Below are 11,960 nucleotides of genomic sequence, written 5' to 3' on the forward strand. Positions count from 1 at the left end.
TAATTTGGGTTAAATGGGTCGATCATACATCTAGACAATAATTTTCATTAATCAATACACAAAATTAGGGTGCGTCCAATTTGCCTGTATCTTTATTTCAGAGCCAATAAAGAGACTTAGGGTTTGGGCCAATACAATTCTGGCAGTCCAGCTTGTTCCAATTTCGTATTCATCTCCGGTACTTCTTTTTGCCTAATGTCCGAAAGCCTTGTTTTCAATGTGGCCCACTGCGTTAGATAATCTGCACTTACATCGCGCACGCCCGGTGTCATGGGTAAATTGCCCTTTTCAATGCTGTTCAGAAAATCCTTGAACTTTATGAGCAAGCGCGCCTCGAACATATAATTGCTCTGAAAGGTACGCATCTCCTTCTGTAGAATGGCTTCTATCCAAGTTTCAATCAGGGCGTCCAGCTCCTTCGCTTCCTGTTTCACGGCTTCAACATCAGTCATTTCCAAAAGAAGGTGTAGCTGCTCCTGTACCATGCGCACATCTCGAACCCCTTTGGCCATTTCAATAGCACCTTTATAGATTGACTTTGAAATGGCATCCCGCTCTTTATAAGCTTCCTCCACATTGGGAATGCTATTCTTCAATCTGGGGTCTATATCGATGTTAAAATCCTGACTGTGGACCTTGTCCCCTACTTTCAATCTTACTGTATATGCTCCTGGCGGGGCATTGTAGGCCGTAAGGTCCCGATTGGTGGTATAGAGTTCGGTGAGACAATCGAACCTTCCAATTTTCATGTTCCATTGGTAGCGGTGGGCTCCTATTTGCTTTTTTAATTGGGGTTTAACAAGGGTATCACAGCCAACGGGAGTGGTATTGGTGCTTTCCGAGTGGACCACTTCGCCATCTTTGTTCAGGATTTCCAAGGACATAATCGTTTCCTTTTGTACTTCCTTGTTTAATACATAATGGATTTGAAGACCTGGTGGCGGATTTTCACCATATCCGCCATCCGTACTATAGGCAACGGATAATTCAGTATACACATCCCTAGGATCGTACAAATAGGAATCCGCTTGCGCTACCACCTCTGAGATTTGGTGCAACGGGGTCAAATCGTCCAAAATCCAGAGGGCACGCCCCTGAGTGGCCACAACCAAATCCTTACGTTGTACCCTTAGATCTGTAATGGGTACTTCGGGCAAATTGTTCTGTAAGGGCAACCAATTGGTGCCATCATCAAAAGAAACAAAAATGCCCGTTTCTGTACCGGCATACAAAAGTCCCCTGCGGTCCGGATCCTCGCGAACAGTGCGGGCAAAGGTATCCCCTGGTATTCCATTGACGATTTTTACCCAGGTGGCACCAAAGTCGTTCGTCTTGAAGATATACGGGGTAAAATCGTTCAGTTTGTATCCCGTTACGGCTATATAGGCAGTAGCGGGATCATGGGGCGAAGGTTCCACCACGTTGATAATGCTTTCCTTCAATCCTTTTGGGGTTACATTGGTCCAGGTTTCGCCGCCATCACGGGTGAGGTGCACAAGACCATCGTCTGAGCCTACCCAAATGACACCTTCAACCAACGGGGATTCCTCTATATTGAATAAGTTGTTGTAACTCTCTGCCGTTATCTGTTCATTGCTGATAGGCTCGCCTCCCTTTCCTTGATGTTCCTTATCGTTTCGGGTAAGGTCTTCGCTCATGACTTTCCAGGTTACCCCACGATCTGTAGATTTCATAACGTATTGAGAGCCGTAATAAATAACAGAAGGATTGTGTGGCGATACGATTACGGGCCCGTTCCAATTAGCGCGATATTTTAAATTTTTTGGCTGCTCCCCCGTAACCCTAGTAGGGTATGGCATCACCATCCGTGTATTATCGATATCCCTGTCCCACTCCACAAAATTGCTTGCAAAATATGTGGAGTATACATATCGAGGGTTATTGGGGTCCACCGCAACCGTGGAGGATTCCCCGGCACGCATAACATCCCAATGCATCTCCCCTATTCCGTCGTCCATAACCCTACTGTCTATAGCGATTGTGCTATTGTCCTGCTGCCCAGAATAAACGCGATACGGATAACCGTTATCCGTAATGACCCTATAAAACTGGCCGGTAGGCTGATTGTAAAGCGTAGACCATGTCTTTCCACCATTGTAGGTCACCGCAGCCCCACCATCATTCGCATTGATCATTATGTTGCTATTGTTGGGGTTGATCCAAAGATCATGGTGGTCCACATGACTTCCGGGGTTGCCTTTAAAGGTTTTTCCCCCATCAATGGATTTCATGGCAAAGCTGTTCATGACCCATACCTCGTCGGCATCATTGGGATCGGCGATGATATGCATATAGTACCAAGAACGGGCATAGGTGGTGGCATCATTGGTAGTTTGTACAAATGACTCTCCCCCATCCTCCGAACGGTAAACCCCGGCCTTATCCCCTAGGGCGTCTATGGCAATATAGACGATATTGGGATTGGCCGGTGAAATCGCAACGCCCATTTTACCTTTAAGTTCCGGTAGTCCTTTTGTGATTTCCTTCCAGTTTTTGCCTCCATCGGTGGTTTTGTAAATTCGGCTTCCAGGACCCCCACTGTGCACGACCCAAGGTTTGCGATGAAAATCCCAGGAAGCCACCATCATAATATCCGGGTTAGTGGCATCCACCGTCATATCGACAATTCCGGAGTCCTCGTTTACGAACAGGATTTTTTCCCACGTAGTACCTCCATCCTCGGACAGGTAAACGCCCCTTTCCGGATTGGGACCCCAAGGATTGCCCTGGGCGGCCACATATACCTTGTTGGGATTTTTGGGATGCACATACACATCACTTATATGCCGTGTTTTTTCAAGTCCCATATGATTCCAGGTCTTTCCGGCGTCGGTCGACTTATAAAGACCGTCCCCATGGGAAGTCTTTACGCCCCGCACGGGCGATTCCCCCGTACCCACATAGATGATATTAGCATCTGAAGGTGCAATCGTAATGTCACCAATACCTGTCGTGTTGAAAAATCCGTCCGAAATATTGTTCCATGTAGTGCCGCCATCGGTCGTTTTCCAGACACCTCCTCCCGTGGCGCCCATGTAATACGTAAAAATGTCATCAGGGATTCCTGTAACTGTTGTGGAGCGTCCTCCTCTAAAAGGTCCAATGTTCCTATAGGTCATTGACTCGTATAATTTTTCCGTCAATTTTGGGGTACTATTTTGTTTGCGTTGCCCGTGCAAGCAATAAAAAACGGTAATTAGGCCAAAGAAGTTACATAGTGCTCTTTTCATAGGAACATGGGTTTAGGTTGTTGGTTATTATTGTACTAAAAGTTATGTCCTTCCTTCAGAAAGATGGTCAGGTACAATCAAATATAAAGGATATTTTGATAATCTAAATCTTGGGTAATTTGAACAAAAAAACCGCCCAATTGGGGCGGTCTGGTATTTTAAAAAAGCAAATACTATTTTATCTCGACCAATTCCAGTTCAAAGGTTAGGTCTTCCCCTGCCAAGGGATGGTTGCCATCAACGATGATATCGTTTTCATTGACTTCGGCCACACGTAGCTGTCTTTCTGTACCATCTGCATTGGTCGCTACCAAGCCCATATTTACTTCAGGCTTCATTCCTTCCGGTAAATTGGCTTTGGGCACACTTTGAAAAAGCTCACGCTTCTTTTCACCATATGCCTCCTCCTTTGGGATGACGATTGTTTTCTTTTCCATTGGTTCCATATTTAGCAAACCTTTTTCAAAACCGGGAATGAGACTCCCCTGCCCTAACTTCACTTCAAGCGGTTCCCTGTTCACGGAGCTGTCGAAAACCTGTCCGTTTTCCAATTTCCCCGTATAATGTACTCGTACCAAATCACCTTCCTTTACTTTACTCATCGTATAAATTCTTTAATAATTTTCAATAAGCGGCAAAGGTAGGGTTCTCAAAACCGTTCAACGAAGAATTGGTCAAAACATCCTGGTTTTCACCCTTTTTTAACAGGTTTTGGCCAAAAATTATAGAAAAACGTCCGTTTTGAACGATTTCTAAATATTTTTGTGAATAATGTGCCTAATAAACAATTGGGTTCCACACGTATGACCCATCGGGTGCATTGGCGTTATGTTCCAATTAAAAAGTTTAAACCCATGACTACAAGCATGGAGTAATTTTTTTAGTAAGGTGGGTGCTTGAATTGACAAAAAAAGGTCTGTTTTACTAAATCATCCGTATGGTTAAACCGAAAACCTAACTATTATCGACTAACCGATGCTTCGGCTTCCAGTTCCTTTAATTCCCCTAAATAGCGAATGGGAAAACGCTGGGAACTGTTGATAATGAGGGTGGCCTTTTTATTGGGAAAGGCATTGAGGGTAACCTGATAGGTTTCCACCTTATCCGAAATGGTAAATACGATCCGCATTTCGTTTTTGGAGGCATCGAATTCCTCTTTGTACCGACTTGGGATACCCTTGAAGGTAATACCGGTATTATTGCCATAACCGCCTCCCATTTGGCGTTCCCCAAAATAGGGTAAATCGGCCATAATACTATCGCCCTTGACCGTCATGTAATTGTTGCTTCCCTGTAGCAATATGTTCGAAAATGTACCTCCAGGAGGCCATAGTCCACTATTGGCTACGGCTGAAACCCCATTGGTCATAGTAGGGTTTGCGGTATCCGCCAAAAACCTATAGGATTTTGCGTCTAGGAAATTGGAAAAGGACGTTAGTTGTTCCTGGGTATAGGATACTTTGGAAGCACTTCCACAGCTCAATAGCAGGAACGTTCCCAGTAAAAATAATATGTACGTATAGACTCTCATTTTATCCATTAGGAGGCCTGGTGCAGCATTACGATATACTCTTGTACCCCATCCTCCAACTTTCGGGTTTCAATCATATAGTTTTTAATTAGCTCGACCTGGTTGCCTACAAGCTTGTTATTGTTTCTGGCTACGGTCGCCAGTTCCCGGTATCGGTTTAAAAGGCGTTCCATGGCATCGGTGAGACGCTGTTTTAGTTCGAACTGTCGCTGGGTAGTCGGCTCAAAGAGATAGGATTCCAAGGTTCGCTTCCATTGTAGCAAATCCTTATAACATCGGTCCAGCCAAACCAAGCAGGAATTACTGTCCAAAACACTCGTAGTCCTTTTTGAAGATTCTGCAGTCATAAGGTACTATTTTTAAGGATTTTTCATACAATAAGGTACGAAATTAATCCATAACGGGACTATGATTTTGGTCATTAATTATACTTTAACTATAATTTAATTTTGAATTCAGAATTATTTAAAAACAGCACCTGAAACCTGTAGGAATTTTGTAATTTGAACGAAACATTTAATAAGAAAGCATATGAATATCAATTTTGAGTACGACGACGTAAAGGCCAGCAACCGATTGGAGATTATGGCCGCGAAGAAACTTGAAAAACTGTTGGACAAATTTGATTTTATAGTGAGGGCCGATGTTTTCTTCAAAACGGAAAACACCTCTTCTCCAGAAACAGGAAAAATATGTAATATACGGCTAAGCGCACCTGGACCCAGGATTTTCGCCGATGCCAGTACAGGTAGTTTTGAGGCTTCCATTGCAAAGTCCGTAGAGGAATTGCATAGACAATTGCAGAAACGCAAGGATAAAATGCAGACGCATCATTGATTTAGCTTGACCAAATTCTGCTAGCAAAAATGGCCGAAATCCATATTCTGGGTTTCGGCCATTTTTGTTATTTATGAATGTCATTATTATTTCCACCCTCCTTCAAATGCGAATTCGGTCTGGGAAATGCGGGTTCTTTCCGCGCTTTCCTGTTCCCTTAAATCTTTCGGTAAATTATTCAAATCGCCTCCATAAAAACCTGCGGCGATGGCCGTGGCTATGTGAAACCCCTCTGGAACGTTGAACACTTCATGCGCCTTTTTCCAGTCCACACCGGCCATATGGTGCAAACCAATACCCATGTATTCGGCCTGTACGGTCATATTTCCCAAGGAAAGTCCCAAATCGTGCAGGGCGTGGAAGTTTTCTTTTCCTTCATCCGTATTTTTTTTGTAACCGGCCAACATTAAAAATGTGGCGTTTCCTGCCCATTTTTGATTGAAATCGCTCAGACAGTCCATAATCCTATCGTATGCTTCCGAACCCTTATGGGCAAAAATAAAACGCCATGGTTGACGGTTGTAGGAACTGGCCGACCAACGAACGGATTCGAAGAGTCTGTTAACATCCTTTTCCGTAAGCTTTTGATCGCTAAAGATTCTAGGACTGTACCGCTGTTTCAACAAGGGATATATTTGATAATCGTTTTTGGCAATTTTGTCTAATTGTAACTGTTCTACTGTCGTCATTTTTTAGTTTTATGGTTTTACTTTGCTTGTTAGTAAGATAAGGTCTAAAGGGTAAATTCCTTTGTGCAAATGCGACAAATATTAACTTGAATCCATCCCTTTTTTTACTCCTTTAGAATTAGCTTAATCGCTTTATTTTTAAACATTTTATTTTGTAAAAATCCTGCACTTGCCATAATAAATCCCTCGATGAGGGTTTTATGGCCTCATATGACGTTTGTCAATGGAGAAAACCACATAATTTAGTACCTTCGACCGCTTTAAATACATAGGTATGTTAGTCTGGATTATTTTTCTTGCCTGTATTCTTGTTTTCTTGGCCTTGGACCTAGGTGTTTTCCACAAACACGACCATGTCATAAAGTCAAAGGAAGCGGGCATTTGGACGGCCATTTGGGTGACCATAGCCTTGGCCTTTAGTGGGGTGGTTTACTGGTTGTTTTCTAATGGGATGATGGATAATCCTACCGGACTTACGGCCAACGAGGCCGTTTTAAAATACATTACGGGATACCTTATCGAGTTGTCATTGAGCGTTGATAATGTCTTTGTGATTGCGGTTATTTTTTCCTCGTTTAAAATTCCGCCCGTATTTCAGCATCGGGTTTTGTTTTGGGGTATTTTGGGGGCCATTGTTTTTAGGGCCTTGATGATTTTCTTCGGGGTGGCATTGATTACTAAGTTCGATTGGATCATTTACGTCTTTGGGGTGTTTCTTCTGTATACGGCATTTAAAATGCTACGGGGCGATGACGAGGATTTTCATCCAGAGAAATCCTTTGTTTTTAGGAACTTGAAGAAACTGTATCCGATTACTTCCGAAATCAAGGGGCACGACTTTTTTATCAAGAAAATGGGTGTACGGGCAGCCACTCCCCTATTTGTGGCATTGATGGTGATTGAGCTGACCGACATTCTTTTCGCCCTCGACAGTATTCCAGCAATTTTGGCAATAACGGCCGACCCTTTCCTAGTTTTCAGTTCCAATATTTTGGCTATCCTAGGGCTGCGTTCCATGTATTTTTTGATTTCGCGAATGTTGGAAAAGTTCCGATATATCAATTATAGTCTGGTAGTAATTTTAGCCTTCGTGGGCTTGAAGATGCTCTTTTCACATTACATCCATCTTCCGGAATGGGTATCCTTAACGGTAATATCGGTTTCCCTGATTGGTGGAATTTTAGCTTCGCTCTACATCCCTGATAAGGATTGATAGTTTATGAAATTGGAATAAGTGCTTGGGAGATTTAGAATTCCAAAATCCAAATACCAAAACCCAAATTCTAAAATAAAAGTTCCAAATTGCAATTATCTTTTTTGAACCAAGGACTCCTTTGATTTGGTCGCTAGACCTGATTTGAAATATTCACCAATTTTGGGTGGCTTTCGGAAATATTCGGTCATAGATTCTGCCTACCAGCCAATTTCCGGCAGGAAAATATAGCGCGAAGAAAAGGGCCATCCCCAGTGCAAATGTGCGTCCGCCAAAGAATTTATCCAACAGGTTGTCCGGATAGGCATAGGAGGTTTGCAGGGCATACCCACCAAATTCCAAAAAACCCATGGCGATGAGTCCGTACGCGTACTGTTCATGGAAGGGTCGGTTTCTCAGTAAAAGCGAAATAGGCACCATGTATAGGATATAGCACGTTATGACCTGCCACCAATAGGTAAAGCGGGCGATTTCCATAAAGGTACCAAACCAGTTCATGCCCAGGCCCCACACCAAATATACCAAGCAGTATACTAAAATAAGCCTTTTGTCCACCATGAACTTTATCTTTGCATATTGGAGAAATTGATCCATAAAATCAGCCATTTAATTTGCTGTCGATGATCTGTAACGCATCGGCAACGGTCTGCATTTGGTTCATATCCTCGTTTTCCAGACGGATGTCGAAGGCATCCTCCACATCCAGAATGATATCCACCAAATTTGCCGAATTTATGTTCAGTTCCGAAATAAAATTACTGCTGGGCTGAATGTTATCTACCGATACATCCGATGGCAGATACACCTGAATGATATCCTTTAGTTTTTGGTATTTTTCTTTTTCCTGCATTTTTAAATTAGTAGTTCTAACGATTCAAGGAACTAAAAATAACACACGCATTGACATCCCCAAAACCAAAACTGGCCTTTGTGATAATTTTTGGTCGGTATGGAATCGTTTTTTGGGGAATTCTTTCTTTTTCAATGATTTTGGTTATTTCTGGATGGACATCCTCACAATTAACATTGCCGAATAGTACCCCTTGCTCCAGTTGAAGTATACTTGCTACGCATTCAATACTTCCTGCGGCGGACAGACAATGACCTATCATTCCTTTAAAAGAATTGATATAGGGGAATTCGCCCCCTTGCAGTCCCAAGGCCTCGCTCCAGTTGGAAATTTCAACGGCATCTTTGGTCGTGGCCGTCAAATGTCCGTTGATCGCATCTATCTCCTTGGGTTGGATACCGGCGCTTTGGACGGCCTTTTGGATGCATCGCCGTACCGCCTCGCCATTGGGTGCCGTCATGGACCCCTCGCCTATCTGTCCGCCACTGTTCACTTCGCCCCCCAATACTTCCGCATAGATTCTGGTTCCTCGTTTTTGGGCGCTTTCCAAGGATTCCAGCACCAAGGCCCCTGCCCCACTGCCCGGAACAAAGCCCTGTGCCGATGCGCTCATGGGCCTGCTAGCTGCACTGGGGTTCTCGTTATAATCCCGGGGCAAAATGCGCATGGCATCAAAACCGCCCCAGATATACGGTCCGCTGTCGCTACAACTTCCACAGAGCATCACCTCCGCCTTCCCCGATACAATCCGGTCATAGGCCATCAGGATGCTTTCCGTACCGGTAGTACAAGCGGAGGAGTTCGTCGTAACCTGATTGCCACAGCCCAACATGCCCGCCAAATAGGCGCTGATGCCACTGGCCATGGTCTGCACGACCGTAGTACTGCCCAATCTACGTACCTCTTTATTATCCACTTGGTAAATCGCATCGCGAAATTTATCGGCTCCGGACATGCCAGTTCCAAAAATAATACCATTGTCCCAGTTGGGACTGCTGCCGGTATTGGGCTCTAAGCAGGCATCGGCCCACGCGTCCCTGCCAGCAATGACACCATACACCAATCCGGAGGCGTTGAGTCCCCGTAATTGTAGCGGGGTGAAATATTTTTCCAACAGGTTGTCCTTGATGAGCGGTTCCCCTGCGATTTGGCAACCAAATCCCAAGGCCTGCAATCTGGATTGAAAGCGAATCCCGCTTTTTCCTGTGCGAAGCGCTTCGGTGAAATCCGGAAGCCCAACGCCATTGGGGGCACAAACGCCCAATCCGGTAATGACCACCCTTCTACCCATCCACTTCAATTTTTAGCATGCCCGATACCGTTCCCTTGCAGACCAATTCCTTTTTGGCGTTGTACATTTGTACCTCGCATTTTAATTTTTGGAACCGGAAGTAGATTTTTTTGGATACTACCGTCACCCTTTCCCCTGGGAAAACAGGTTTTAAAAATTCCATTTCAGAACTGCTCATACCTATCAGTATATTTGACTTCTCCAGTTCCTCTTTTCGCATTAAATAAATACCCAGACAGACCAACCCGATCTGTGCACAGCACTCCGTGAGGATAACGCCCGGTGTCACCGGATTTTCCTTAAAATGTCCCCGATAAAAATCGAGATTCCGGTCAAAGGTAAAGGAGCCTTTTGAACCATCCTCCGTGACTTCCAATAATTCATCGACGAACAAGAATGGCTTTTTGTAGGGTAATAATCCTATGATTTCCTGGTGCGTCATATGCTATCTCAAACTTTCTCCCCCATCCACTTTTAGGACGGTCCCCGTTATCCATTTTGCTTCATCCGTAGTCAATAAATAGACTGCATTCGCGACATCTTCCGGGGTTGTGAGTCGGCCCTGCGGATTGCGCTTCAAGGCATGTTGCATCAGTTTTTCATACCTGGGGATCATGGCGAGTGACTTAGTGGGGGTCACGCCGGCCTGGATACAGTTTGCCTTGATGCCTGCTGGTGCGAATTCCAAGGCGATATTTCGGGTAAGGGCCTCCAGTGCGACTTTTGCTACGGAAACCGCCCCATAACCTGGCATCACCTTTGTATTGCCCTCACTGGTAAAGGAAATGATTCTAGTATCCTCATGAAACAACTTTTTTTCGTGTAATTCCTTGGTCCAATCATACAGGCTCAGAGCCATGGCCTCAAAGGTGATTTCAATATCCTGATGCGTAAGCACGGACTGATTTTCGGCTTGCATAGGTTTCAAATTTCCCTTGGCGATACTGTGCACCAACACCTTGATTTTGTGTCCTTCCGGCAGGAAAGCTGCAATTTCCGAAAGTAATTCCTGTCGTTTTTCTGGGTGAATGGCGTCCTTATTGAAGGATTTGAACTGAACCCCTAGGGCCGATATCTCCTGAAAGTCCAGCTCTATTTCATCCATGTTCGTGCGTCGGTCCCGGTGTACAATGATGATGTTGAAACCGTGTCTTGCCAACTTTTTGGCCGTCGCCAGGCCCAACCCATTGCTACCTCCCAATATCAATGCCCAATTTTTACCCATATTATTTTGACTATTTACCATTCCAACAAAACTCGTTGTGCGGAAAACCCGGGACCAAAACTGAGTACCATGCCCTGCTCACCTTTGGTCAAACCCCTATCCAAGAAGCGCTGTAACACATATAAAACCGTGACGCTACTCATATTTCCGTACAAACGGAGTACTTCTCGGGTATCATCTATATTCTTTCCTAAACTACCAAAAAGTTCCTCAACGGTCTGCACGATTTTGCGTCCGCCGGGATGAAAGATCAAATGGTCCACCTTTTCGATACTGCTTCCGTATTTTTCAAGAAAAGGATGGACGATTTCAGGGAAATAGGTTGCAATTGTTTCCGGAACGGCAGGGTCCAATATCATTTTGAGTCCGGTATTCACCAAATCGAAACCCATTAAGTGGGTCGCGTCCTTAAAATGGAACATTTCCTCGCCCTTAATTGTTGGACCTGCCGCTTCCTTTTCGGAAGAAAGCAATACACAGGCCGCGCCATCCCCAAAAATAGCGGCACTTACCATATTGGCCATGGAGAAATCATCCAATTGGAAAGTAGCCGTGGGACTTTCCACTGCCACCAAGGCGATGCGTTTATTGGGATTGTTGCGTAAAAAATTATGGGCATAGATCAATCCCGATACCCCGGCCGCACAGCCCATTTCCGTCACGGGGAGTCGGACCACGTCCTGCCGCAATCCCAGTTCATTGATCAAATAGGCATCCAAGGAAGGAATCATGATACCTGTACAGCTTACCGTGATGATATAATCGAGAGAATCTGCCCACCACCCCGCGGTTTCCAGGGCCGATATTAAGGCTTCGCTACCCAATTGCTTGGACGCCGCGGCATAGCGACGGTTTTTTTCCTCGAACGAAGTCGCCGTGAATACCTCCTTCACGGGCATGATACCGTAGCGCTTGTCCACGGCCGCACCTTCAAATATTTTCACGACTTTTCTTCGAAAGCGGTCCTCTTGGTCCTTAAGCCATGTGTTTACGTACGGGATGATGTCCTTGGTTTCGCTTGAATACGCGGGCAAAGCCTTGGAAACGGTCACAATTTTGGTACTATTCATATA

Annotated in this window: 13 protein-coding genes; 2 read left to right on the plus strand and 11 right to left on the minus strand. The window is 44.7% G+C overall.

All coding sequences use genetic code 11. From position 1 onward, the window contains the following. Positions 1-116 precede the first annotated feature (116 nt). The 4 genes from F0361_RS13410 to F0361_RS13425 form a co-directional block, all read right to left on the minus strand. On the minus strand, positions 117-3,251 hold the full coding sequence (locus F0361_RS13410; RefSeq protein ID WP_154919233.1) for a VPS10 domain-containing protein: 3,135 nt from the start codon (positions 3,249-3,251) through the stop codon (positions 117-119). Between the two features lie 173 nt (positions 3,252-3,424). Continuing rightward, entirely contained in the window at positions 3,425-3,853 is a 429-nt protein-coding gene (locus F0361_RS13415) for an FKBP-type peptidyl-prolyl cis-trans isomerase (protein ID WP_154919235.1), read from the minus strand. Between the two features lie 359 nt (positions 3,854-4,212). Continuing rightward, entirely contained in the window at positions 4,213-4,782 is a 570-nt protein-coding gene (locus F0361_RS13420; protein ID WP_161598237.1) for a DUF4251 domain-containing protein, read from the minus strand. An 8-nt stretch (positions 4,783-4,790) separates the two neighbouring features. After that, the gene (locus tag F0361_RS13425; protein WP_154919239.1) at positions 4,791-5,129 is read right to left on the minus strand and encodes a hypothetical protein; all 339 of its coding nucleotides are present in this window, start codon (positions 5,127-5,129) and stop codon (positions 4,791-4,793) included. A 184-nt stretch (positions 5,130-5,313) separates the two neighbouring features. On the opposite strand from F0361_RS13425, the gene hpf reads away from it, so the two are divergent. Beyond that, positions 5,314-5,619, plus strand: a complete 306-nt coding sequence (gene hpf, locus F0361_RS13430; RefSeq protein ID WP_154919241.1) for a ribosome hibernation-promoting factor, HPF/YfiA family — start codon at positions 5,314-5,316, stop codon at positions 5,617-5,619. A gap of 86 nt (positions 5,620-5,705) precedes the next feature. Here the strand turns inward: hpf and F0361_RS13435 are convergent, their stop codons facing one another. Further along, positions 5,706-6,308 carry a nitroreductase family protein gene (locus tag F0361_RS13435; protein ID WP_154919243.1) on the minus strand — a complete coding sequence of 201 codons (603 nt, stop codon included), beginning with the start codon at positions 6,306-6,308 and terminating at the stop codon, positions 5,706-5,708. A gap of 274 nt (positions 6,309-6,582) precedes the next feature. Between F0361_RS13435 and F0361_RS13440 the strand changes: the two genes are divergently transcribed. Then, the gene (locus tag F0361_RS13440) at positions 6,583-7,521 is read left to right on the plus strand and encodes a TerC family protein (protein WP_154919245.1); all 939 of its coding nucleotides are present in this window, start codon (positions 6,583-6,585) and stop codon (positions 7,519-7,521) included. A 153-nt stretch (positions 7,522-7,674) separates the two neighbouring features. Here F0361_RS13440 and F0361_RS13445 read toward each other — a convergent pair whose 3' ends face one another. The 6 genes from F0361_RS13445 to F0361_RS13470 are packed head-to-tail and all read right to left on the minus strand — an operon-like array spanning position 7,675 to position 11,957. Further along, positions 7,675-8,115 carry a hypothetical protein gene (locus F0361_RS13445; RefSeq protein ID WP_154919247.1) on the minus strand — a complete coding sequence of 147 codons (441 nt, stop codon included), beginning with the start codon at positions 8,113-8,115 and terminating at the stop codon, positions 7,675-7,677. 4 nt (positions 8,116-8,119) lie between these two features. Continuing rightward, a complete protein-coding gene (locus F0361_RS13450) occupies positions 8,120-8,371 on the minus strand; it encodes an acyl carrier protein (protein ID WP_154919249.1) in 252 nt (83 codons plus the stop codon). Between the two features lie 16 nt (positions 8,372-8,387). Beyond that, on the minus strand, positions 8,388-9,662 hold the full coding sequence (locus F0361_RS13455) for a beta-ketoacyl-[acyl-carrier-protein] synthase family protein (RefSeq protein ID WP_154919251.1): 1,275 nt from the start codon (positions 9,660-9,662) through the stop codon (positions 8,388-8,390). Beyond that, entirely contained in the window at positions 9,655-10,104 is a 450-nt protein-coding gene (locus F0361_RS13460) for a 3-hydroxyacyl-ACP dehydratase FabZ family protein (protein WP_154919253.1), read from the minus strand. Before F0361_RS13460 ends, F0361_RS13455 begins: the two co-directional genes overlap by 8 nt. A gap of 3 nt (positions 10,105-10,107) precedes the next feature. Further along, a complete protein-coding gene (locus F0361_RS13465; protein WP_211361174.1) occupies positions 10,108-10,887 on the minus strand; it encodes an enoyl-ACP reductase FabI in 780 nt (259 codons plus the stop codon). Positions 10,888-10,901: 14 nt separating this feature from the next. After that, positions 10,902-11,957 carry a type III polyketide synthase gene (locus tag F0361_RS13470; protein ID WP_154919257.1) on the minus strand — a complete coding sequence of 352 codons (1,056 nt, stop codon included), beginning with the start codon at positions 11,955-11,957 and terminating at the stop codon, positions 10,902-10,904. Positions 11,958-11,960: the final 3 nt, after the last annotated feature.

Source organism: Maribacter flavus (genome assembly GCF_008386635.1).
Lineage (GTDB): Bacteria > Bacteroidota > Bacteroidia > Flavobacteriales > Flavobacteriaceae > Maribacter > Maribacter flavus.

Coding starts and splice junctions, on each gene's coding strand:
- F0361_RS13410 (WP_154919233.1), bottom strand. CDS start 3,251: ATGAAAAGAGCACTATGTAACTTCTTTGGCCTAATTACCGTTTTTTAT.
- F0361_RS13415 (WP_154919235.1), bottom strand. CDS start 3,853: ATGAGTAAAGTAAAGGAAGGTGATTTGGTACGAGTACATTATACGGGG.
- F0361_RS13420 (WP_161598237.1), bottom strand. CDS start 4,782: ATGAGAGTCTATACGTACATATTATTTTTACTGGGAACGTTCCTGCTA.
- F0361_RS13425 (WP_154919239.1), bottom strand. CDS start 5,129: ATGACTGCAGAATCTTCAAAAAGGACTACGAGTGTTTTGGACAGTAAT.
- hpf (WP_154919241.1), top strand. CDS start 5,314: ATGAATATCAATTTTGAGTACGACGACGTAAAGGCCAGCAACCGATTG.
- F0361_RS13435 (WP_154919243.1), bottom strand. CDS start 6,308: ATGACGACAGTAGAACAGTTACAATTAGACAAAATTGCCAAAAACGAT.
- F0361_RS13440 (WP_154919245.1), top strand. CDS start 6,583: ATGTTAGTCTGGATTATTTTTCTTGCCTGTATTCTTGTTTTCTTGGCC.
- F0361_RS13445 (WP_154919247.1), bottom strand. CDS start 8,115: ATGGATCAATTTCTCCAATATGCAAAGATAAAGTTCATGGTGGACAAA.
- F0361_RS13450 (WP_154919249.1), bottom strand. CDS start 8,371: ATGCAGGAAAAAGAAAAATACCAAAAACTAAAGGATATCATTCAGGTG.
- F0361_RS13455 (WP_154919251.1), bottom strand. CDS start 9,662: ATGGGTAGAAGGGTGGTCATTACCGGATTGGGCGTTTGTGCCCCCAAT.
- F0361_RS13460 (WP_154919253.1), bottom strand. CDS start 10,104: ATGACGCACCAGGAAATCATAGGATTATTACCCTACAAAAAGCCATTC.
- F0361_RS13465 (WP_211361174.1), bottom strand. CDS start 10,887: ATGGGTAAAAATTGGGCATTGATATTGGGAGGTAGCAATGGGTTGGGC.
- F0361_RS13470 (WP_154919257.1), bottom strand. CDS start 11,957: ATGAATAGTACCAAAATTGTGACCGTTTCCAAGGCTTTGCCCGCGTAT.